At 56.2% G+C, this 23,663-nt stretch carries 18 protein-coding genes and 1 other RNA gene; 14 read left to right on the forward strand and 5 right to left on the reverse strand.

Features of this window, described 5'->3' with window-relative positions:
- From pheT to selO, 8 genes are all read left to right on the forward strand, one after another.
- Positions 1-2,388: a phenylalanine--tRNA ligase subunit beta gene (pheT, locus tag GNG29_RS09585; protein ID WP_156654358.1), complete on the forward strand. Its 2,388-nt coding sequence runs from the start codon at positions 1-3 to the stop codon at positions 2,386-2,388.
- Positions 2,389-2,392: 4 nt separating this feature from the next.
- Positions 2,393-2,692: an integration host factor subunit alpha gene (gene ihfA / locus GNG29_RS09590; protein ID WP_006820203.1), complete on the forward strand. Its 300-nt coding sequence runs from the start codon at positions 2,393-2,395 to the stop codon at positions 2,690-2,692.
- A gap of 101 nt (positions 2,693-2,793) precedes the next feature.
- Positions 2,794-3,774, forward strand: a complete 981-nt coding sequence (gene btuC, locus GNG29_RS09595) for a vitamin B12 ABC transporter permease BtuC (RefSeq protein WP_156654359.1) — start codon at positions 2,794-2,796, stop codon at positions 3,772-3,774.
- 35 nt (positions 3,775-3,809) lie between these two features.
- Positions 3,810-4,361 (forward strand): glutathione peroxidase, encoded by a 552-nt coding sequence (locus tag GNG29_RS09600; RefSeq protein ID WP_156654360.1) that lies wholly within the window; start codon positions 3,810-3,812, stop codon positions 4,359-4,361.
- Positions 4,361-5,116, forward strand: coding sequence for a vitamin B12 ABC transporter ATP-binding protein BtuD (gene btuD, locus GNG29_RS09605; RefSeq protein ID WP_103179310.1), 756 nt, complete (start codon positions 4,361-4,363; stop codon positions 5,114-5,116). The genes GNG29_RS09600 and btuD overlap by 1 nt, the downstream gene beginning before the upstream one ends.
- Before the next feature lie 72 nt (positions 5,117-5,188).
- Positions 5,189-5,653: an NlpC/P60 family protein gene (locus GNG29_RS09610; RefSeq protein WP_103179311.1), complete on the forward strand. Its 465-nt coding sequence runs from the start codon at positions 5,189-5,191 to the stop codon at positions 5,651-5,653.
- A gap of 285 nt (positions 5,654-5,938) precedes the next feature.
- Positions 5,939-6,649 carry an EAL domain-containing protein gene (locus GNG29_RS09615; protein WP_156654361.1) on the forward strand — a complete coding sequence of 237 codons (711 nt, stop codon included), beginning with the start codon at positions 5,939-5,941 and terminating at the stop codon, positions 6,647-6,649.
- A gap of 64 nt (positions 6,650-6,713) precedes the next feature.
- Positions 6,714-8,156, forward strand: coding sequence for a protein adenylyltransferase SelO (gene selO / locus GNG29_RS09620; RefSeq protein WP_156654362.1), 1,443 nt, complete (start codon positions 6,714-6,716; stop codon positions 8,154-8,156).
- Between the two features lie 33 nt (positions 8,157-8,189).
- Here the strand turns inward: selO and hemP are convergent, their stop codons facing one another.
- From hemP to GNG29_RS09635, 3 genes are all read right to left on the reverse strand, one after another.
- Entirely contained in the window at positions 8,190-8,426 is a 237-nt protein-coding gene (gene hemP / locus GNG29_RS09625; RefSeq protein WP_156654363.1) for a hemin uptake protein HemP, read from the reverse strand.
- A gap of 157 nt (positions 8,427-8,583) precedes the next feature.
- Positions 8,584-9,630, reverse strand: a complete 1,047-nt coding sequence (gene aroH, locus GNG29_RS09630) for a 3-deoxy-7-phosphoheptulonate synthase AroH (protein WP_103181075.1) — start codon at positions 9,628-9,630, stop codon at positions 8,584-8,586.
- A gap of 153 nt (positions 9,631-9,783) precedes the next feature.
- Positions 9,784-10,617: a pyruvate, water dikinase regulatory protein gene (locus GNG29_RS09635; RefSeq protein ID WP_103179315.1), complete on the reverse strand. Its 834-nt coding sequence runs from the start codon at positions 10,615-10,617 to the stop codon at positions 9,784-9,786.
- A 337-nt stretch (positions 10,618-10,954) separates the two neighbouring features.
- Here GNG29_RS09635 and ppsA point away from each other — a divergent pair, with 337 nt between their 5' ends.
- From ppsA to GNG29_RS09650, 3 genes are all read left to right on the forward strand, one after another.
- The gene (gene ppsA, locus GNG29_RS09640; RefSeq protein WP_103179316.1) at positions 10,955-13,333 is read left to right on the forward strand and encodes a phosphoenolpyruvate synthase; all 2,379 of its coding nucleotides are present in this window, start codon (positions 10,955-10,957) and stop codon (positions 13,331-13,333) included.
- A gap of 236 nt (positions 13,334-13,569) precedes the next feature.
- Positions 13,570-14,970, forward strand: a complete 1,401-nt coding sequence (locus tag GNG29_RS09645; protein WP_103179317.1) for an MFS transporter — start codon at positions 13,570-13,572, stop codon at positions 14,968-14,970.
- Between the two features lie 3 nt (positions 14,971-14,973).
- Positions 14,974-17,355, forward strand: a complete 2,382-nt coding sequence (locus GNG29_RS09650; protein WP_156654364.1) for a glycoside hydrolase family 3 N-terminal domain-containing protein — start codon at positions 14,974-14,976, stop codon at positions 17,353-17,355.
- A 44-nt stretch (positions 17,356-17,399) separates the two neighbouring features.
- Here the strand turns inward: GNG29_RS09650 and rprA are convergent.
- Both rprA and ydiK read right to left on the reverse strand, forming a co-directional pair.
- Positions 17,400-17,510: antisense sRNA RprA (gene rprA, locus GNG29_RS09655), an RNA gene on the reverse strand.
- Positions 17,511-17,698: 188 nt separating this feature from the next.
- Entirely contained in the window at positions 17,699-18,811 is a 1,113-nt protein-coding gene (gene ydiK, locus GNG29_RS09660) for an AI-2E family transporter YdiK (RefSeq protein ID WP_103179319.1), read from the reverse strand.
- A gap of 206 nt (positions 18,812-19,017) precedes the next feature.
- Here ydiK and GNG29_RS09665 point away from each other — a divergent pair, with 206 nt between their 5' ends.
- From GNG29_RS09665 to sufA, 3 genes are all read left to right on the forward strand, one after another.
- Entirely contained in the window at positions 19,018-22,074 is a 3,057-nt protein-coding gene (locus GNG29_RS09665) for an FAD-binding and (Fe-S)-binding domain-containing protein (RefSeq protein ID WP_156654365.1), read from the forward strand.
- Positions 22,071-22,481 carry a 1,4-dihydroxy-2-naphthoyl-CoA hydrolase gene (menI, locus tag GNG29_RS09670; protein WP_103179321.1) on the forward strand — a complete coding sequence of 137 codons (411 nt, stop codon included), beginning with the start codon at positions 22,071-22,073 and terminating at the stop codon, positions 22,479-22,481. Before GNG29_RS09665 ends, menI begins: the two co-directional genes overlap by 4 nt.
- Positions 22,482-23,294: 813 nt before the next feature.
- Positions 23,295-23,663 (forward strand): Fe-S cluster assembly scaffold SufA, encoded by a 369-nt coding sequence (sufA, locus tag GNG29_RS09675; protein ID WP_103179322.1) that lies wholly within the window; start codon positions 23,295-23,297, stop codon positions 23,661-23,663.

Below are 23,663 nucleotides of genomic sequence, written 5' to 3' on the forward strand. Positions count from 1 at the left end.
ATGAAATTCAGTGAACTGTGGTTACGCGAATGGGTAAACACCGCGCTCGACAGCGAGGCGCTCTCTAACCAGATCACCATGGCAGGCCTGGAAGTGGACGGCGTTGAGCCGGTTGCAGGTGCGTTTAATGGCGTGGTTGTGGGTGAAGTGGTGGAGTGCGGCCAGCACCCGAATGCAGACAAACTGCGTGTCACCAAAGTGAACGTGGGCGGCGAACGCCTGCTGGATATCGTCTGCGGCGCGCCAAACTGCCGTCAGGGCCTGAAGGTAGCCGTGGCCACCGTTGGGGCGGTACTGCCTGGCGATTTCAAAATTAAAGCGGCGAAACTGCGCGGCGAGCCGTCTGAAGGCATGCTGTGCTCTTACTCTGAGCTGGGTATTTCTGACGACCACTCTGGCATCATTGAGCTGCCAGCAGATGCCCCGATCGGTACCGACCTGCGCGAATACCTGAAGCTCGATGACAACACCATCGAAATCAGCGTGACGCCGAACCGTGCCGACTGCTTAGGCATTATCGGCGTTGCGCGCGACGTCGCTGTGCTGAACCAGACCGAACTGAACGTGCCAGAGATTGCACCGGTTGCTGCCACCATCAACGATACGGTATCGATTCAGGTTGACGCACCAGAGGCCTGTCCGCGCTACCTTGGCCGTGTGGTTAAAGGCATTAACGTTAAGGCGCCTACTCCGCTGTGGATGAAAGAGAAGCTGCGCCGCTGCGGCATCCGCTCCATCGATGCCGTGGTTGATGTGACCAACTACGTTCTGCTGGAGCTGGGTCAGCCAATGCACGCGTTCGATAAAGATCGCATTGAAGGCGGCATTGTGGTTCGTATGGCGAAAGAGGGCGAGACCCTGGTTCTGCTCGACGGCAGCGAAGCCAAACTCAATGCCGACACGCTGGTGATTGCCGACCATGGCCAGGCGCTGGCGATGGGCGGGATCTTTGGCGGCGACCACTCCGGCGTGAACGATGAAACCCAGAACGTGCTGCTGGAATGCGCCTTCTTCAGCCCGCTCTCCATTACCGGTCGCGCACGTCGTCACGGCCTGCATACCGACGCTTCTCACCGCTATGAGCGCGGCGTCGATCCGGCGCTGCAGTACAAAGCGATGGAGCGCGCTACCCGCCTGCTGATCGACATCTGCGGTGGCGAAGCCGGTCCGGTTATTGACGTGACCAGCGAGGCGCATCTGCCGAAGCCTGCGACCATCACCCTGCGCCGCAGCAAACTGGATCGCCTGATTGGCCACCACATTGCCGATGCGCAGGTGAGCGACATTCTGCGTCGTCTGGGCTGTGAAGTAACCGAAGGCCAGGACCAGTGGACAGCCGTTGCGCCAAGCTGGCGTTTCGATATGGAGATCGAAGAAGATCTGGTGGAAGAGGTGGCCCGCGTTTACGGCTACAACAATATTCCTGATGAGCCGGTACAGGCTGGCCTGGTGATGGGCTCCCACCGTGAAGCTGACCTCTCTCTGAAGCGTGTGAAGACCATGCTGATCGATAAAGGCTACCAGGAAGTGATCACCTACAGCTTCGTTGACCCTAAAGTGCAGCAGCTGATCCACCCGGGCCAGGAAGCGTTGATCCTGCCAAGCCCAATCTCCAGCGAGATGTCCGCGATGCGCCTGTCGCTGCTGACCGGCCTGCTGACTACCATCGTCTACAACCAGAACCGTCAGCAGAGCCGCGTACGCATTTTCGAAACCGGTCTGCGCTTTGTGCCGGACACTCAGGCGAACCTGGGTATCCGTCAGGATCTGATGCTGGCGGGCGCTATCTGCGGCAACCGCTATGAAGAGCACTGGGATCTCAGTAAAAACAGCGTTGATTATTACGATCTGAAAGGCGATCTGGAAGCTGTACTGGAACTTACCGGTAAATTGTCTGAAATTGAGTTCCGTGCTGAAGCTATTCCGGCGCTGCATCCGGGGCAAAGTGCCGCGATTTATCTGAAAGGTGAACGCGTTGGTTTCATTGGTGTTGTGCATCCGGAACTGGAACGCAAACTCGATCTCAATGGCCGTACACTGGCGTTTGAGCTGGAGTGGAACAAGGTCGCAGACCGCGTCATTCCTCAGGCTCAGGAGATTTCTCGCTTCCCGGCAAACCGTCGTGATATCGCCGTTGTCGTGGCCGAAAATGTGCCTGCCGCAGATATTTTGGCCGAATGTAAGAAAGTTGGCGTAAATCAGGTAGTTGGCGTAAACTTATTTGACGTGTACCGCGGCAAGGGCGTGGCAGAGGGCTTTAAGAGCCTGGCTATCAGCCTGATCCTTCAGGATACCAGCCGTACACTCGAAGAAGAGGAGATTGCCGCTACCGTTGCCAAATGTGTAGAGGCATTAAAAGAGCGATTCCAGGCATCATTGAGGGATTGAACCTATGGCGCTTACAAAAGCTGAAATGTCCGAATATCTGTTTGATAAGCTTGGGCTTAGCAAACGGGATGCCAAAGAGCTGGTTGAGCTGTTTTTCGAAGAGATCCGTCGCGCTCTGGAAAACGGTGAGCAGGTGAAACTCTCCGGCTTTGGTAACTTTGATTTGCGCGACAAGAATCAACGTCCGGGTCGTAACCCGAAGACGGGTGAGGATATTCCCATTACGGCTCGCCGCGTGGTGACCTTCAGACCCGGCCAGAAGTTAAAAAGCCGTGTCGAAAACGCTTCACCCAAAGCAGAGTGAGATGATCTAACTAAAAAGGCCGCGAAAGCGGCCTTTTTTCTTTGCGCTGCTGTAAACCCACCGTAAAATCAACTACATCTTTCTCCCGCAAAATGATTCCAATGCCTGAATTTGCCCGTCAGCAATACCGTTCCGATCTGCGTAAAGTGCTTTTACTGCTGCTGGCGCTGATTACCGCGCTGGGCCTGAGCCTTTGCGCGGGCGATCAATGGATCGGGCCGCAGTCGTGGTTTACGCCGCAGGGGGAGCTCTTTATCTGGCAAATCCGCCTGCCGCGCACGCTGGCCGTGGTGCTGGTGGGCGCTGCGCTGGCGCTAAGCGGGACAATTATGCAGGCGCTGTTTGATAACCCGCTGGCGGAGCCTGGCCTGTTGGGCGTTTCGAACGGGGCGGGTGTCGGGTTGATTGCCGCTGTGATGCTGGGTGGGGGAGCCCTGTCAGGAGGGGAACTGAGCCTCTGCGCTATTGCCGGGGCACTCATCATTACCCTTATTCTGTTGCGCTTTGCCCGTCGTCATCTCTCAGTGAGCCGTCTGTTGCTTGCCGGGGTGGCGCTGGGCATCATCTGTAGCGCCCTGATGACCTGGGCGGTCTATTTTTCTACCTCATTTGATTTGCGCCAGCTGATGTACTGGATGATGGGCGGCTTCGGTGGCGTGAATTGGGAACAGGGCTGGCTAATGTTGCTGCTGGTGCCTGCCATCGTCTGGGGCTGCTTTCAGGCCGCGCCGCTGAACATCCTGGTGCTGGGCGAAGTTTCTGCTCGCCAACTGGGACTGCCGCTAACCTTCTGGCGCAACATCCTGGTGATCGCCATCGGCTGGATGGTGGGGGTGAGTGTGGCGCTGTCTGGGGCCATCGGCTTTATCGGCCTCGTTATCCCCCATATGCTGCGTCTGTGCGGGATTACCGACCATCGCTTGCTGCTGCCTGCTGCGGCCGTAACAGGCGGCGCTACGCTGCTTATTGCCGACATCATTGCGCGTCTGGCACTGACCGCAGCAGAGTTGCCGATTGGTGTTGTCACCGCTACGCTGGGAGCACCGGTATTTATCTGGCTATTATTAAAAGCGGGCCGCTAAGGCTGCCACTCTGAACATCAACCTGAGGGAATGTTATGCCGAACGATATTCTGAACACCGAAGTGACGACCATTGATGGGGAAAAGACCACTCTGGAAAGCTACAAAGGCAAAGTGCTGCTGGTGGTTAACGTGGCCTCTAAATGCGGTTTGACGTCCCAGTATGAGCAACTGGAAGCGATGCAAAAGGCGCGGGAAAAAGAGGGGTTCAGCGTGCTGGGCTTCCCTTGCAATCAGTTCCTCGGCCAGGAGCCAGGCAGCGAAGAAGAGATCAAAACATTCTGCAGCACAACCTATGGCGTGACCTTCCCGATGTTCAGTAAAGTGGATGTTAACGGTGAGAACCGCCATCCGGTTTATCAGAAGCTGATTGCGGCAGCACCAACCGCCCTGGCGCCAGAGGGCAGCGGTTTTTATGATCGTATGGCCAGTAAAGGCCGCGCGCCGCTCTCACCGGAGGACATCCTGTGGAACTTTGAGAAGTTCCTGATCGGTCGCGACGGGAAGGTGATCCAGCGCTTTTCACCGGATATGACGCCAGACGATCCGGCCATCACCTCTGCGGTTGAAAAGGCGCTGGCCAGCTAATGACCGTCCTGATGCAGCTCAGTGCCGTAGCGGTGAAAGGGCGGCTGGGCCCGCTCGATAGCACCGTCAATGGTGGGGAGATCGTGCATCTTGTCGGGCCGAACGGTGCCGGGAAAAGCACGCTGCTCTCCCGTATGGCGGGTTTAACCGGTGGTGAAGGGAACATTACCTTACTGGGGGAACCCCTTTCGCGCTGGTCTCCCGCCTCGCTGGCCTGCCGCAGGGCATATCTGGCACAGCAGCAAACTGCGCCGTTCGCTATGCCGGTCTGGCACTATCTGACGCTGCATCAGCATACCAACCCGCAAAAGGGGCTGTTAAGTGACGTGGCAGCGATGCTGGGTATTGAAGATAAGCTGTCCCGAAACGTCAGTCAGCTTTCGGGGGGAGAGTGGCAGCGTGTGCGGCTGGCAGCGGTGATCCTGCAAATCCATCCCCAGGGCAATCCCCACGGTCAACTGCTGCTGCTGGATGAACCCATGACCAGTCTCGATGTGGCCCAGCAGGTAGCGCTCGACAGAGCATTGAGCGCACTTTCACAGCAGGGGGTTGCGGTAGTCATGAGCAGCCACGATCTCAACCATACGCTACGCCACGCGCATCGCGTCTGGCTGCTGAAGCGGGGGCAACTCATTGCCAGCGGGGCGCGTGACAGCGTGCTGACGCCGCCGAATCTGGCGAAAGCGTATGAGATGTCTTTCCGCCGCCTGGACATCGAAGGTCACAGAATGATCATTTCGACGTCACAGGAATAACCGCTTGTTGCACAGCGACATATTCACAGGCTAAATTACAGAAAATTCAAAAAATCAGAGGATTCGTCGGGAATGCGATTCTGTTTTCTCCTGGTAGCCGCGCTATTCCTTGCAGGATGCAGCAGCCATCGCGCACCGCCGCCCAACGCGCGGCTGTCTGATTCTATCGCCGTAATTGCCGGTCTTAACGATCAACTCCATAGCTGGGGAGGCACGCCTTATCGTTACGGCGGCATGACCCGTGGTGGGGTGGATTGCTCAGGGTTTGTCCTGCTGACGTTTCGCGACAAGTTTGCCCTGCAGTTGCCGCGAGAAACGCGCCAGCAGGCAACTATAGGCACCGAAATTGATAAAGACGATCTGTTACCGGGCGATCTGGTGTTCTTCAAAACCGGCTCCGGAGAGAGCGGCCTGCATGTCGGAATCTACGATACCGATAATCAATTTATACATGCCTCGACCAGCCGCGGTGTAATGCGTTCGTCTCTCAACAACGTTTACTGGCGCAAAAATTTCTGGCAAGCCCGGCGTATTTAACCCCGTCGCGCCAGGCGGGCGCGACGCAGGATAATTTTTAAATGAAATTCGTTTTAAGGCTTAATTTACCGGGAGGCCAGAGGTCTGAATTAATTTGATGCAATTCTGGTAGTTAAGCTAAACTGGCTATTAAGCAGCAACCAGGATAAGATTATTTCAGGGCTAAGGAAAATCCGAAAATTAAAAGGAACGAATGAAATTATTCCTATTAAAACCCATAAGGTTGAATTGCTTCAGCACATGTTTCAGGATGTCATGTATCGTCTTTAAATCAGGACGGATGCCATGATTGTGATGCTGGATATTGCGTACCAAACAGAATTTTTATTAGTCCCTGCGCGCCATGACTCAGGAGCGCTTAAAGGACTTGAAATAAACGTCAACTTTGTTGGCGTTAACAACCAGGTGCGCATACCTACCGAGCTGGTGCGGCCTATGCTAACCCCTGTACAGGAGTTGATGCTGTTTCAGGAGCAGCTCGCCTTGCTTGAAACCTGCAAGCTCTTTTTTATTCAGCAACAGCTCATCGCCTGGATAAATATCTCCCCGGTTATCGTTGAATACCTGTTAACAGAAGACGAAGGTGTTTCAATATGTGAACGATATCCATGGCTGGAGTTCACCATTTATGAGAACTACCCTGACCTTAATAAAGGTAATTTAAATAACACGCTAATGAATTTTGCGCTGCGCTTTCCGCTGGTGTTGGGTAATTTCGGAACCGGGGATGCGTCAACCAAAGCCATTTTTGATGGCATGTTTAAACGCGTGGCGCTGGATAAAAATTTCATTCAGAATCATCTTACTGAAAATACCTTCGATCCTTTTTTACGGGCTATCTTTGCCCAGGTATCGCCGTACTGTCAGTCGCTGATGGTGGCGGGCGTTAATGATGAGATCGCCTTGCAACGGCTGTCGGTTTATGGCTTCAGTGCCATGCAGGGCAACCTCTGGCCTGCCGTTCCCCTTGAGCGGATCACGTCCCTGGTGCAGTGATAACCTTGGTCTTAACCGGTGTTTAACATCTGACAAACCCACTACACTAAAAGCAGGAGGACCTATGACCCTGTCTTTTACCGCGCACTGGCATGATGAACTACCCGGTTTTTACACGGCCCTGAAACCCACGCCCCTGAACAATGCCCGTCTAATCTGGCATAACACGGCGCTGGCAGACGAACTGGCAATCCCGGCCTCGCTCTTTCGCCCTGAACAGGGCGCTGGCGTCTTTGGCGGCGAAACGCTGCTGCCGGGCATGCAGCCGCTGGCGCAAGTCTACAGTGGGCACCAGTTCGGCGTCTGGGCCGGACAACTGGGTGACGGGCGGGGGATCCTGCTTGGCGAACAGCAGCTTGCCAATGGCCAAACGATGGACTGGCACCTGAAAGGGGCCGGGCTCACGCCATACTCGCGTATGGGCGACGGTCGCGCCGTGCTGCGCTCCACCATCCGCGAAAGCCTGGCTTCCGAGGCGATGCATGCCCTGGGCATTCCCACTACCCGCGCACTGTCGATTGCCACCAGCGATACCCCCGTCGCGCGTGAAACGATGGAGCAGGGAGCCATGCTGATCCGTGTTGCCCGGAGCCATGCCCGTTTCGGCCATTTTGAACACTTCTACTATCGCCGCGAGCCGGAAAAAGTCCGCCAGCTGGCAGATTTTGTTATTCGTCACTACTGGCCGCAGTGGCAGGACGAGGCCGATAAGTACATTCTCTGGTTCCGCGACGTGGTGGCGCGTACCGCATCCCTGATCGCCAGCTGGCAGACGGTGGGCTTTGCTCACGGCGTAATGAATACCGATAACATGTCGATTCTCGGGCTGACTATCGATTATGGCCCGTACGGTTTCCTCGATGACTATCAGCCGGGTTATATCTGCAACCACTCCGACTATCAGGGGCGTTACAGCTTTGATAACCAACCTGCTGTCGGGCTGTGGAACCTGCAGCGTCTGGCCCAGACCCTGTCGCCGTTCATTGATGTTGAAGCGCTCAACGACGCGCTGGATAGCTATCAGGAGGTGCTCCTGCAGCAATACGGCAAACTGATGCGCCGCAAGCTGGGGCTGATGACCGAGGAGAAGGGCGATAACACCATCCTGAATAACCTGTTTGCGCTGATGGCCCGGGAAGGCAGCGACTACACCCGCACCTTCCGCATGCTGGGGCAAACCGAGCAGCAGAGCCCCGCTTCGCCGCTTCGCGATGAGTTTATCGACCGTCAGGCCTTTGATAACTGGTTTGCGTCTTACCGCGCGCGCCTGCAGCAGGAGAATGTTGCCGACGATGTGCGTCAGGCCCAAATGAATGCCGTCAACCCGGCGATGGTGCTGCGTAACTGGCTGGCGCAGCGGGCGATCGAACAGGCCGAAAAAGGCGATTACGCTGAGCTTCACCGCCTGCATGAGGCCCTGCGGACGCCGTTTGCTGACCGTAACGATGACTATATCAGCCGCCCGCCAGACTGGGGCAAGCGGCTTGAGGTGAGTTGCTCAAGCTAACGCGTGAGAATACCGGCTGCGGTGGCGAAGGGATTATTTTGTGAGGATGAGTTTTCCGGCATGTGTCTGGCGCAACAGGTAGTGCTGACCATGATGCTCAATGATGACGCGTCCCTCTTCGCCCAGCAGCTGTTTACTGTCGATACGGCGATCGGTCGCCTCCGGAGCTGGCGCGGTTTTGTCTTCATGACGGGTAAGCGTTGCTGCACTGTTATCCATAGGTGATATATAATTTTTTAAAATAGCAATCAATGTAACATTGATAAGCATTATCGATAAACTGACCGGTCCAGCAACTCTTTTTGTGAGAAAAGGTGAGAGGCTTGAGAGATGCGACCTGAAAAAAAGCCCGTTGGTGCTTAACTTACCGGGCCTACGGTAGGGGTTTGTAGGCCGGGTAAGGCGTAGCCGCCACCCGGCGCAGGTGCTAAAAGCGTGAGTCCACCGCCGCCGCCAGTTTATCCAGCAGCACTTCAGTATCTTCCCAGCTCAGGCAAGGATCGGTGATTGACTGTCCGTAAGTAACAGGCTGGCCGACCACCACTTTTTGCGTACCTTCGCGCAGGAAACTTTCCGCCATCACCCCGGCAATGGCGCTGGAGCCGTTGCGGATCTGCTGGCAAACCTCGTCGCAGACGTCGAGCTGGCGACGGTGCTGCTTCTGGCAGTTACCGTGGCTGAAATCCACCACCAGCTGTTCCGGCAGGTCGAACTCGCGCAAGGTATCGCAGGCTTCCGCGATATCCTGGGGATGATAGTTTGGCTGTTTGCCGCCGCGCATAATGATATGGCCGTAGGGGTTGCCGCTGGTCTGATAGATGGTCATCTGACCGTTCTTGTCCGGCGACAGGAACATATGGCTGGCGCGGGCGGCGCGGATGGCATCTACCGCGATGCGGGTATTGCCGTCGGTGCCGTTTTTAAAGCCCACCGGGCAGGAGAGCGCCGAGGCCATTTCACGGTGGATCTGGCTTTCGGTGGTACGGGCGCCAATCGCCCCCCAGCTGATGAGATCGGCAATAAACTGCCCGGTCACCATATCGAGAAATTCAGTGGCGGTAGGCACGCCAAGTTCGTTGACCTGCAATAGCAGTTTACGTGCCAGCTGGATGCCGTGATTGACCCGGTAGCTGCCGTTTAAATCGGGGTCCGAGATCAGCCCCTTCCAGCCTACCACCGTGCGCGGTTTCTCAAAGTAGGTACGCATCACGATCTCCAGTCGTGACTGGTGTTTATCCCGGAGTCCTTTCAGGCGCTGGGCGTAGTCCATCGCTGCGTCGAGGTCGTGAATAGAGCAGGGACCGACAATCACCAGCAGGCGGCGATCGTCCCCATTAAGGATTTTTTCAATACGTTTTCGTGACGTTGTCACGTGTTCGGCTACTGTCGCAGAAACAGGGTACCGCTGGGCCAGCTCTGCTGGCGTCACCAGGCTATCGATACGCGCTGTGCGCAGTTCATCGGTTTTATTCATGGTATTTCTCAGAATGTAGTGCTTCATCGGTAACTTACCGGGAAGTGATGGGCATCACCTTAAACCAATCCCCGCTGATTTCAAGTGCAGGGCACAGACGTGCCCTGTAATGGGGAGCGAGTATAAAGGATTATGAACCAATGTACTAGGCTGTTAGTACATGCGGCGATTCAGGCCCATAATATCGAGAATTTTGGTGGCGATCTCTTCGACCGAATAGTTGGTGCTGTTCAGACACGGAATATTGTTTTTTCGGTACAGGGCTTCGACTTCAGCCACCTCCATACGGCACTGGCGCATCGAGGCGTAGCGGCTGTTTTCCCGGCGCTCTTCACGGATGGCCGCCAGGCGTTCCGGGTTAATGGTCAGACCAAACAGCTTATGTTGCAGGGGTTTTAACGCTGCCGGAAGCACCAGATTATCCATGTCATCGGCGATGAAGGGGTAGTTGGCGGCGCGGATCCCGAACTGCATCGCCAGATAGAGGCTGGTAGGGGTCTTACCGCAGCGCGACACCCCGAGCAGAATGACCTGGGCCTGATCGAGATTACGCAGCGAAATGCCGTCGTCATGGGCGAGAGTGTAATCGATGGCGGCGATACGCGCGTCATATTTAATGATGTTCGCCGGGTTCAGGCCGTGGGTGCGGTGCGCCACCGGGGTGGGATCCAGTTTCATCTCCTGTTGTAGAGGGGCCACCAGCGCCTGGACGATATCCTGGCAAAAGCCTTCGCTCTGCAAAATGATCTGGCGAATCTCCGGGATGACAATCGAATAGAAGACCAGCGGGCGCACGCCGGTCTGCTGAAAAATGGCATCGATTTGATCTTTCACCGCTCTGGCGCGGCTCTCGTTTTCTACAAACGGCAGGGTGATGCTGTTAATGGAAACCGGGAACTGCGACATGACTGCGTGGCCCAGTACTTCGGCGGTGATGGCCGTACCATCGGAAATATAAAAAACGTGGCGATCGACAGCATTATCCATTTTGCACACTCGTATATCAGATGTAATTGACTGAAAGCATAAATTAAAAAAGTAAAATACAACAGGCAATGTAGGCCGGAAAATAAAAATGAAACGCTATTTTTATTTTAAATGAAAGGGGTGTTTCATTTTTCAAAATCACCCTAAAGTCTGAGTATTTTTGTGGGAATCCATAAGAATCATTAGGTTAGCATTTAAGCGGGAAGAGTCTGAAAAGCTAAAAAATAAATGTGCTTACACGATTCACCGTTTTTTTAGCGCGAATAAATATGACAGTATAAATACGCAGTAAGGAACTTCTCAAAACCCGTTCATATATCATAAAAGGATTGTTTCGATGTCCAACAATGGCTCGTCACCGCTGGTGCTTTGGTATAACCAACTCGGCATGAATGATGTAGACAGAGTTGGAGGCAAAAATGCCTCCCTGGGTGAAATGATTACAAATCTGTCCAGTATGGGTGTCTCCGTACCGAATGGATTTGCTACCACCGCCGATGCTTTTAACTATTTTCTGGATCAAAGCGGCGTAAACCAGCGCATTTACGAACTACTGGATAATACGGACATTGATGATGTCTCCGAGCTTGCAAAAGCCGGGGCTCAGATCCGCCAGTGGATCATCGACACACCTTTCCAGCCTGAACTGGAAAAAGCCATTCACGACGCCTACAACCAGCTTTCCGCTGACGATGCGCAGGCCTCCTTTGCCGTGCGCTCCTCTGCGACCGCAGAAGATATGCCAGATGCCTCCTTCGCCGGACAGCAGGAGACCTTCCTCAACGTGCAGGGCTACGATGCGGTGCTGGTGGCGGTAAAACATGTGTTTGCCTCCCTGTTTAACGACCGCGCAATCTCCTATCGCGTGCATCAGGGTTATGACCACCGTGGCGTTGCGCTCTCGGCGGGCGTGCAGCGCATGGTGCGTTCAGATCTGGCCTCATCAGGGGTGATGTTCTCTATTGATACCGAATCGGGTTTCGATCAGGTGGTCTTTATCACCTCTGCCTGGGGTCTGGGCGAGATGGTGGTGCAGGGTGCCGTCAACCCTGACGAATTCTATGTTCACAAGCCAACCCTGGCTGCGGATCGCCCGGCTATCGTGCGCCGTACCATGGGGTCGAAAAAGATCCGCATGGTTTACGCCCCAACCCAGGAGCACGGCAAGCAGGTTCGCATTGAAGATGTGCCGCAGGAACAGTGCGATCGCTTCTCGCTGACCGATGCCGAGGTGCAGGAGCTGGCGAAGCAGGCGGTGCAGATTGAGAAGCACTATGGCCGTCCGATGGATATCGAATGGGCGAAAGACGGTAACACCGGCAAACTGTTCATCGTCCAGGCGCGTCCGGAAACCGTCCGTTCCCGCGGCCAGGTGATGGAGCGTTACACCCTGCATGCCCAGGGCAAAATCATCGCTGAAGGCCGTGCCATCGGCCACCGCATCGGCGCAGGCCCGGTGAAGGTTATCCACGATATCAGCGAAATGAACCGTATCCAGCCGGGGGACGTGCTGGTAACAGACATGACCGACCCGGACTGGGAACCGATCATGAAAAAGGCCTCGGCAATTGTCACCAACCGTGGCGGTCGCACCTGTCACGCGGCGATCATCGCCCGTGAGCTGGGTATTCCGGCGGTCGTCGGCTGTGGTGACGCCACGGAACGTATGAAGGACGATGAGAACGTCACCGTCTCCTGCGCCGAAGGCGACACCGGTTATGTCTACGCGGAGCTGCTGGACTTCAGCGTGAAGAGCTCCAGCGTGGATACCATGCCGGATCTGCCGCTGAAGATTATGATGAACGTCGGCAACCCGGACCGGGCGTTTGACTTCGCCTGCCTGCCAAACGAAGGCGTTGGCCTGGCGCGACTGGAGTTCATCATCAACCGTATGATCGGGGTTCACCCGCGTGCGCTGCTGGAGTTCGACGACCAGGATCAGAAGCTGCAAAAAGAGATCCGCGAGATGATGAAGGGCTACGACTCGCCGAAAGAGTTCTACGTTGGCCGTCTGACTGAAGGGATTGCGACGCTGGGTGCGGCATTCTTCCCGAAACGCGTCATCGTGCGTCTCTCCGACTTCAAATCTAACGAATATGCCAACCTGGTGGGCGGCGAGCGTTATGAACCAGAAGAAGAGAACCCGATGCTGGGCTTCCGTGGCGCCGGTCGTTATGTCTCTGACAGCTTCCGCGACTGCTTTGCCCTGGAGTGCGAGGCGGTAAAACGCGTGCGTAACGATATGGGGCTGACCAATGTTGAGATCATGGTGCCGTTCGTGCGGACCGTGGATCAGGCGAAAGCGGTCATTGACGAACTGGCGCGTCAGGGGCTGAAGCGCGGCGAGAACGGGCTCAAAATCATTATGATGTGTGAGATCCCGTCCAACGCCCTGCTGGCAGAGCAGTTCCTGGAACACTTCGACGGCTTCTCTATCGGCTCGAACGATATGACGCAGCTGGCGCTGGGTCTGGATCGCGACTCCGGCGTGGTTTCCGCGCTGTTTGATGAGCGTAACGAGGCGGTTAAAGCGCTGCTGTCGATGGCCATCCGCGCCGCGAAGAAGCAGGGTAAGTACGTGGGTATCTGTGGTCAGGGCCCGTCCGACCATGAAGACTTTGCCGCATGGCTGATGGACGAGGGGATCGACAGTCTCTCCCTCAACCCGGATACCGTGGTACAAACCTGGCTGAGCCTGGCCGAACTGAAAAAGTAACATTCAGCTTATGCACGATAAAAGGTGAGGATATTGATCCTCACCTTTTTTATTTCCCCTGAGACTTGCTCTCCATCACAAATAAATCAAAAAACTAAATATCATAATTTGTCTGTTAATTTAGACAATTGTTAGCGGGCAAAGCGTTGCTAATAATTGAGCCTCGAATGCGCACGAATCTGATTCTTGCGCAGCTGGTTGAAATAATTTTAACCTGATAAAAAGGCTCATTAAAAATGACAATTTCCTCTGTATTGAGTACGAAGGATAAAATAGGCTATGGATTAGGTGATATGGCCAGCGCGCTGGTTTGGCAAACCGCGACGTTATTTTTGGCCTACTTTTATACCGATGTTTTTGGCCTGCCTGCGGCCATTATGGGTACCATGTTTTTAGTCGTCAGGGTAGTGGATGCCTTTGTCGATCCCTGTATTGGGGCGCTGGTCGATCGCACCCAAACCCGCCACGGTCGTTTTCGCCCCTGGCTGCTCTGGTTCGCCATTCCGTTTGGCGTCAGCTGCCTGATTACCTTCTATGTTCCGGACGTAGGCGCCACGGCAAAAATTATCTATGCCTGCGTAACCTACGCTATTTTAAGCCTTATCTACTCCGCCATTAACGTGCCTTACTGCGCAATGCCCGGCGCTCTGACGCTGGATCCGCGCGAGCGCCACTCCCTGCAATCCTGGCGTTTTGGTTTGTCGTTTATCGGCGGTCTGATCGTCACGGTTATCGCCTTACCGCTGGTCTCTTATTTAGGCAATGATAACGTTCAGAAGGGCTATTTTTATGCCATGAGCCTTATGGGGTTATTAGGCATTATCTTATTCTTCTGCTGTTTCTTTATGACCCGCGAACGTTATTCTCCCCGTAATGACACCTCGGGCTCAATGCTGACGGATTTAAAACTGCTGGCCGGAAATAGCCAGTGGCGAATCGTTTTTCTGTTCAATATTCTCCTGCTTACCGCGGTGGTCACGCGTGGGTCAGCAACGATGTATTACGTGAAATATGTTCTGCTGCGCCCCGAACTGATTTTTGCCTTTATTGTCTCTGGGATGGTGGCTTCGCTGAGTGGCGCTTTATTATCCGAACGCCTGCTGGGGAAATTTGACCGGGTTCGCGCTTATCAGTGGACCATTATTACCTTCGTTATTTTTGGCGCGCTGATTTTCTTCATTCCGCCCTCCCAGGTCTGGCTGATCTTTGGTTTGAATATCATCTTCAGCTTCATACAAAACCTGACCACGCCGCTCCAGTGGACCATGTTCTCGGACGTGGTGGACTACGAAGAGCATCGCAGCGGTCGCCGACTCGACGGGCTGGTGTTCTCTACTGCGCTGTTCGCCATCAAATTTGGTCTTGCGCTGGGCGGTGCCGTGGTGGGCTGGGTGCTGGGGATGGTGGATTACGCGCCGGGAGAGGCCACCCAGGCCCCGCACGTGCTCTCTACGATCAACGCCTTGTTCACCCTGATCCCCTGCGGCCTGTTTATTTGCATGGTGCTGCTGCTGGCTGTCTACAAGCTCAACAGCCGACTGGTGGATACCATTGCGCGTGAACTCGCCAGCAAACGTGAAACCCGTAACGAGGCAGGGCACCTCAGCCCGGCAATTCATTCCGCAACTCAGGAGTAACTGATGACTGCTATTTACAAGGATGCGGGCCGTCCCGTGCAGGAGCGCGTCGCCGACTTACTGGCGCGCATGACCCCGGAAGAGAAATTTGCCCAGATGCACGCTTACTGGCTGATCCTCGATGAGAACGGCAACCACCGTGAGCGTAGCGATTTGAGCGATGAATTTGCCGGCGTAAGTGAACAGGCCGCCCTGAGCGAACGCCTGAAGCTGGGCGTCGGGCAGATCACCCGTCCGCTGGGCACCCACATTGTTGATGCCAGAACCGGCGTGCGCGCCGCTAACCGTCTGCAACGCATGATGATGGAGGAGACGCGGCTCGGTATACCGGCGCTGTTCCACGAAGAGTGCCTGGTGGGGCTGCTGTGTAAAGACGCCACCCTGTTTCCCTCCTCACTGAACTACGGTTCAACCTGGGATCCGGCGCTGGTGCAGCGTGCCGCTGAACAGATAGGTAACGAGGCTCGTTCGGTTGGCTGCCAGCAGGGACTGGCACCGGTGCTGGACGTCTCCCGCGACGTGCGATGGGGACGAACAGAAGAGACCTTTGGCGAGGACCCGTGGCTGGTGGGGGTGATGGCAACGGCATATGTGAAGGGCTTGCAGGGCGATAAGCGCGATCTGCTGGCGACCCTCAAGCACTATGTTGGCCACTCCTTTAGCGAAGGGGCGCGCAACCACGCCCCGGTCCATCTTGGTTTCAGCGAACTCAACGACACCTTCCTGCTGCCTTTTGAGATGGCGGTGAAGCTGGCGAATGCCGGGTCAGTGATGCCGGCTTATCACGATATTGATAATCAACCCGGCCACAGTGACCACTTCCTGCTCACCACCGTGCTGCGCGAGCAGTGGGGCTTTGACGGCATCATCGTGGCGGATTACGGCGGCGTGAGTCTGTTGCATCAGCACCATGGGATAGCCCACGATGCAGCCGAATCGGCCGCGCTGGCCTTTAACGCCGGGCTAGACGTCGAACTGCCAAAAGATGACTGCGCCCGGCATCTGGCCGGGGCGGTGGAGCGGGGCCTGATGGCCATGGAGAAAGTGGATGAGATCGTCGCCCGCATACTGACCGAAAAATTCCGCCTTGGGCTCTTTGAACATCCCTATGCCGACGAAAACGCCATCGATCTGCAAAGTGACGAGACTCGCCGGGTGGCCCGCGAGGTGGCGACGCGCTCGCTCACCCTGCTGGAGAACCGCGGCGTTCTGCCTCTCTCCGGTAAACCTCGCGTGGCGGTGGTCGGGCCCACGGCGGACGATCCGCTGGCGCTGTTAAGCGGCTACAGCTTCCCGGTCCATTTGATCATCAGTGACATGGTGGAAGAGACCGCTCAGGTGACCACCCCGCTGCAGGCACTGAAGCACTACCTGGGCGAGGCCCACGTTCAGTATGCGCAAGGGTGTCATATCATCGAAAAACGTATGGCGGGGGCCCCGGTTTTCCCGGGGGACAGCAGCGGTAAACCGATGCAGCAGTCGCCGGTTTCGCAGGATACCCAGCTCATCCCGCACGCTGTGCGGGTCGCCAACGACAGCGATGTGGTGGTGGCATGCGTGGGGGACCTGGCGGGCCTGTTCCAGAGCGGCACCGTGGGTGAGGGCTCGGATACGGACAGCCTGAATCTGCCCGGCGTACAGCAGCAGTTGCTGGAGGCGCTGGTGGCGACCGGCAAACCGGTGATCGTGGTGATGACGGGAGGGCGGCCATACAACCTGCAGGGGCTGGAAGATCGCGTAGCGGCCCTGATGATGGCCTGGGCGCCGGGTCAGGAAGGCGGCTGGGCCATCGCCGATGTACTGACCGGGCGGGCAGAGCCACAGGGCAGGCTGGTGGTCAGCGTACCGAAAAGCGCGGGGGCAATGCCTTTCTACTACAACCACAAGCTGAAAAGCGGCGGTACGCCGTTCGCCTTCCACTTTGGGGCTCGCTATCCCTTTGGCTATGGCCTGGGCTGGACCACCTTCAGCTGGGGAGCCGCACGGCTGGCTGAGAGCAGGGTGCCCGTCGACGGCGAGGTGACGCTGAGCATCGACGTGAAAAACAGCGGCGAGCGCAGCGGGAGCGAAGTGGTCCAGGTTTACGTCCGGGATAAAGTCGCCAGCCAGGTGCGGCCCTTGCAGGAGCTAAAAGCCTTCCAGCGCGTCACGCTGTCTCCGGGTGAAAGCGCCACGCTCACCTTTACCCTGCCTGTGGATCTCTTCAACTTTACGCGCCGGGACGGCAAACGCGTGGTTGAGCCGGGCGAGTTTGAATTGCAGGTCGGGGCATCGTCGGCGGATATTCGCGAGGTGGTCACTGTCGAGGCGACGGGCGACACCCGGGTATTACCTTGCGAATGGCGTATGGTGAGTCACTGCACGGTTGAGAAGAGCGCGAGCTAAGGTGCTGTAAAGGCGGGAATCTTTTCTCCCGCCTGGTTTGCAGGATAAAAAAAGGCCCATCGTGGGAGATGGGCAAAGACTACACACAGCAATTCGTTGTTTCACTCAGGGGATTTCCATGCTTATAAATCAAGGTGTTGTTGATTCATAACCGTGACCTAATAGTAGGCATAGGGAATTTTTGCGTCGATCAGATTCGTCTCAATAGTTTAAAAAACATGAAGAATTTATGAAGTAGATTGAAGGAATTACGCGCAGGAAAGGCTTTAGCAGCGCTAAAGGGAAACCCAATTGATAAGTGGAGCTTAACATTCTGGTGGGCGAACCCACCAGAACGGGAGCGTTACTTTTTGACCTCGTCCGTTTCGTTAAGGGAGGCGAGCAGGACAGCAGGATCGGTCGGCGGCAGCGGGACCTCGTGCACCCACGCAGAGAAGAGTCGCCAGGAGACGGCCAGCAGCACCGGTCCGATAAACAGACCGATCATCCCAAAAGCAATCAGCCCCCCAATAACGCCGGAGAGGATCAGAATCAACGGCAGGTCGGCACCCATGCGAATCAGAATCGGGCGGATGACGTTATCCATCGTGCCCACCACGCAGCTCCACACCAGCAGGAAGGTGCCCCAGGTGGTATCGCCGCTCCAGTAGAGCCAGACAATCGCCGGGACCAGAACCAGCAATGGCCCCAGCTGCATCAGGCAGGTTAACAGCATCAGCACCGTAAAGAGGGTGGCGTAAGGCACCCCGGCGATCGCCAGACCCACACCGCCCAGCACCGACTGCACCAGAGCGGTCACCACCACACCTAAAGCCACGGCCCGCACGGCCTGCGCCGCCAGCAGCATCGCCGCGTCGCCGCGTGTCGAGGCCAGACGGGTGGCGAAATGGCGAACGCCCAGCGCTACCTGCTCGCCGCGCCAGTAGAGCAGGGCGCTGAACAGCAGCATCAGTACGCAGTGCACGACGAAGCGGCCAAGATGGGCGGCGGTACCCACAAACCAGGTGGTGGTGGCGCCAATATAAGGCCGTACTTTCGCCATAATCGCGCTGCCGCCCATATCCAGCAGGTTATGCCAGCCGGCATAGAGTTTATCGCCAATCAGCGGGATATCGTTGAGCCAGGCCAGCTCCGGCAGCGTCATATCGCCGCTGGTGACACTGCTAATAAGCGGGCCGCTGCCGTCAACCAGGCTATTAACCAGCAATGCGACAGGAATGACAAAGAGCAGGACCAGGAGCAACGTCATCACCAGCACCGCCAGCGTCCGGCGACCAAACAGTAAGCGTTCAAGACGAATAAATAGCGGCCAGGTGGCGATAACCACCGTTCCTGCCCAGGCAAAACCGAGAATAAAGGGTTGAACAATCCACAGACACGCAATAATCATGATTGCCAGAAACAGCACCGACAGCAAAACTTGTGCAACGTCCCTGGGCTGGTGTCGATTGACCATAGATGAAATTTACCTTTTGAGAACACCGGCAAACCGGCGAGAACATAAAACCGCATCACTACAATCATTAGTGATTTCAGCCATTTTTAACAGGCAGATTCTGCCTGTAATTCTGTCGGGCGGATACGTTTAAAATGTGATACAAAATGTGAGACACAACGCAAACGATTATCTACAACTCTTAAGATTGGGCAGGGTCGACAGTAATGATCCCACAAATTTCTCAGGCACCCGGCGTCGTTCAGCTGGTGCTTAATTTTTTGCAGGCACTGGAGCAACAGGGTTTTACCGGCGATACCGCCACACGTTATGCCGACCGGCTGACCATGGCGACCGACAACAGTATCTACCAGCTACTTCCCGATGCAGTCGTTTTTCCCCGTTCTACCGCTGATGTGGCACTCCTGGCCCGTGTGGCCTCCCAGGAGCGTTTCGCTTCGCTGATTTTCACCCCTCGCGGCGGCGGCACTGGCACCAACGGCCAGGCGCTTAACACGGGGATCGTCGTCGATATGTCCCGCTACATGAATCGCATTATCGAGATCAACCCGGAAGAGGGTTGGGTGCGGGTGGAAGCCGGGGTGATTAAGGATCAACTCAATCAGTTTCTGAAGCCTTACGGCTATTTTTTTGCCCCGGAGCTGTCGACCAGTAACCGGGCTACTCTCGGCGGGATGATCAATACCGACGCCTCGGGACAGGGCTCGCTGGTCTACGGTAAAACCTCCGATCACGTTCTCGGCGTGCGGGCAGTTCTGCTGGGCGGCGATATTCTTGATACCCAGCCTGTGCCGGTTCAGCTTGCCGAAACGCTCGGCAAGGACAACACCGCCACCGGGCGCATCTACCGCACCGTGCTGGAACGCTGCCGCGATAACCGCCAGCTGATTATTGATAAATTCCCGAAACTGAACCGCTTCCTGACCGGTTACGATCTGCGTCATGTCTTTAATGACGATCTCAGCCAGTTCGATTTGACCCGTATCCTCACCGGCTCAGAAGGGACGCTGGCCTTTATCACTGAAGCGCGTCTCGATATCACCCGCCTGCCAAAAGTGCGTCGCCTGGTGAATGTGAAGTACAACTCCTTCGACTCTGCGCTGCGTAATGCGCCGTTTATGGTGGATGCCCGGGCGCTGTCTGTTGAGACCGTCGACTCAAAAGTGCTCAACCTGGCGCGGGAAGATATCGTCTGGCACTTGGTGAGCGAACTTATCGCTGACGTGCCCGATAAAGAGATGCTGGGCCTGAACATTGTTGAGTTTGCTGGCGATGACGCAGCGCTTATCGAAAGCCAGGTCGCTGCCCTGTGCCAGCGGCTGGACGAACTTATCGCCCGGGGCGAGGGCGGGGTGATTGGCTGGCAGCTGTGTAACGATCTCGCTGGCATCGAACGTATCTATGCGATGCGTAAAAAAGCGGTGGGGCTGCTGGGCAACGCCAAAGGGGCTGCCAAGCCGATACCGTTTGCTGAAGACACCTGCGTGCCGCCGGAGAACCTGGCGGACTATATCGTGGAGTTCCGCGCTCTGCTCGACAGCCACGGCCTGAGTTACGGCATGTTCGGCCATGTCGATGCCGGGGTGCTGCACGTGCGCCCGGCGCTGGATATGTGCGATCCGCAGCAGGAGATCCTGATGAAGCAGATCTCCGATGAGGTGGTGGCGCTCACCGCCAAATATGGCGGCCTGCTGTGGGGCGAGCACGGGAAGGGCTTCCGCGCAGAGTACAGTCCGGCCTTCTTTGGCGAACAGCTCTATGGCGAGCTGCGCAAAATCAAAGCGGCCTTTGACCCGAACAACCGCCTCAACCCCGGTAAAATCTGTCCGCCGGAGGGTGTCGACGCCCCGATGATGCAGGTGGATGCGGTCAAGCGTGGCACCTTTGACCGCCAGATCCCGATAGCCGTGCGCGCCTCCTGGCGCGGGGCGATGGAGTGTAACGGCAACGGCCTGTGCTTTAACTTCGATGCGAAAAGCCCGATGTGCCCGTCAATGAAGATCACCAGCAACCGCATTCACTCGCCGAAAGGACGTGCGACGCTGGTGCGCGAGTGGCTGCGCCTGCTGGCCGAACGCGGCGTCGATCCGCTTGCGCTGGAGAAAGAGTTGCCGGAGAAACGCGCCAGCCTGCGCACCCTTATCGATCGCACCCGCAACAGCTGGCATGCGCGTAAAGGGGAGTATGACTTCTCCCACGAGGTGAAAGAGGCGATGTCGGGCTGCCTGGCCTGTAAAGCCTGCTCTACCCAGTGCCCGATTAAGATCGACGTGCCGGAGTTCCGCTCCCGCTTCCTGCAGCTCTATCACAGCCGGTATCTGCGCCCGATGCGCGATCACCTGGTCGCGACGGTGGAGAGTTATGCCCCGCTGATGGCCCGCGCGCCGCGCACCTTTAACTTCTTTATTAACCAGCCGCTGGTACGCAAACTTTCCGAGAAGCATATCGGCATGATCGACCTGCCGCTGCTCTCCACGCCCTCCCTGCAGCGTCAGATGGTCGGCCACCGCTCTGCCAACCTGACCCTCGAGCAGCTTGAGGCGCTGAGCGCAGAGCAAAAAGCGAAAACGGTGCTGGTGGTGCAGGATCCCTTTACCAGCTATTACGATGCCCAGGTGGTAGCGGACTTTATTCGTCTTGCCGAGCGGTTAGGCTACCAGCCGGTGCTGCTGCCGTTTTCACCGAACGGCAAGGCGCAGCACATCAAAGGTTTCCTCAACCGCTTTGCGAAAACCGCGCAAAAAACCTCGGATTTCCTTAACCGGGTGGCGCAGCTGGGTATGCCGATGGTTGGGGTCGATCCGGCGCTGGTGCTCTGCTATCGCGATGAGTACAAGCAGACCCTCGGTGACAAGCGCGGCGACTTCCACGTCATGCTGGTACATGAGTGGCTGCCGACGATCCTCGATGCGCAACCCGCCCAGGAGACCAGCGGCGAGGCGTGGTATCTGTTCGGACACTGTACAGAAGTAACCGCATTGCCGGTCGCGCCAGCACTGTGGTCGGCCATCTTTGCCCGTTTTGGCGCGAAGCTGGAGAGCGTCAGCGTTGGCTGTTGCGGCATGGCCGGAACCTACGGGCACGAGGTGGTGAACCATGCGAACTCGCTGGGGATCTATGAGCTCTCCTGGCACCAGGCGATGCAGCGCCTGCCGCGCAACCGCTGCCTGGCGACCGGCTACTCCTGCCGCAGCCAGGTCAAACGCGTCGAGGGCAACGGCGTGCGCCATCCACTGCAGGCCTTACTGGAGATTATGGGATGATCTGGAAACGGGCTGTCACGTTACAGGCGTTAAACGCCATGGGCGACGGGAATATGGTGGGGTTGCTGGATATCCAGTTTACCCGTATCGGCGAGGATGAACTGGAGGCCACTATGCCGGTCGACAGCCGCACCCATCAGCCCTTTGGGCTGCTGCACGGCGGTGCGTCGGTGGTGCTGGCCGAAACCCTGGGCTCGGTGGCGGGCTATCTCTGCACCGAAGGAGAGCAGAAGGTGGTGGGGCTGGAGGTGAATGCCAACCATATTCGTTCCGTGCGCAGCGGCCGGGTGCGCGGCGTCTGCCGTGCGCTGCATGCTGGCTCACGCCATCAGGTCTGGGAGATTGAGATCCTGGATGAACAGAATCGCTTGTGCTGCTCGTCGCGGCTGACTACGGCTGTGATCTGAAGCGAAAGGCCGCAAAAGCGGCCTTTTTTCTTTTTTATCACCTTGAAAAAGGGAGGCTTACTGGCGGGCCGCAAGAAATGTTAATTCGCGCGTCAAGGTTTATGAGATTATTCCTATGCTCCTTCAAGAGCTAAGCCATATTGAGTGCCGGAGATAAGCGCCGGATGGAGCGAGAAGCCCTTAAGATTACTTCTGGTAGTCTTAAGGGCTTTCTTTTTACTGCATTCAGTAATCGTTGTTAATGTCCTGCATGGCAGACAGGATAACCAGACCGGTTATGACGACGGCAACGATGGCGATGGTCACAACTGCAATGAGCATTTTCCCCTCCGTATGCTGCCCTTTTGCCGAAGCATAGCGCACCCGGCGGCGTTCGCCTCACCCTTCCGACTGAGATTCAGAATACGCTTACAAAAAGAAAAACCCTGCTGGGGCGCAGGTTTGCCTGTTGGCCCAAAGTACCCAAATAAGGTCATGCCTCAATCCTGGAGAGCCTGGCTCACCTGGCACCGCCCTTCAGGAGATCCTCTGTCCTTGCGTCTTATCTATCTGGCTATTCCAAAAATAGGCATTTTCTATACATATTTTAACTTTTGACCATTATGGTCGATTTGTTCTGTTAATCATCAAGATTATCAAGAGATTAAACAATCTTCGTCAGGCCTGTTAAGCCTGTCATCAGGGTCTATGCTTAATAAAAGTATGCAAAAAGGGCGATTAAGCCGAATGCCCCTGCAAGTGAGGGGTTGAAGTGATAATCATTATCACTAACATGGTGTTATGCCCAGAGGGCGCAATACATGAGGTGGACTTATGGAACAGCATTCAGAAACGTTTGATCCGACAGATTTTGCATGGCGCGGATTATCGCTGACCCCTGCCGCAGCGGCGCACATTCGCGAGCTGGTGAGCAAACAGGCAGATATGCTCGGCGTGCGGTTAGGGGTGAAACAGACGGGCTGCGCCGGTTTCGGCTATGTCCTCACCACCGTCAGCCAGCCGGAAAAAGACGATCTGGTTTTTGAACATGACGGCGCCCGGCTCTATGTGCCGCTCCAGGCGATGCCGTTTATTGACGGTACGGAAGTGGATTACGTGCGCGAAGGCTTAAACCAGTTATTCAAATTCAATAACCCGAAAGCCCAGAACGAATGCGGCTGCGGCGAAAGTTTTGGGGTATAG

This window comes from Leclercia sp. Colony189, from assembly GCF_009740165.1.
GTDB lineage: Bacteria > Pseudomonadota > Gammaproteobacteria > Enterobacterales > Enterobacteriaceae > Enterobacter.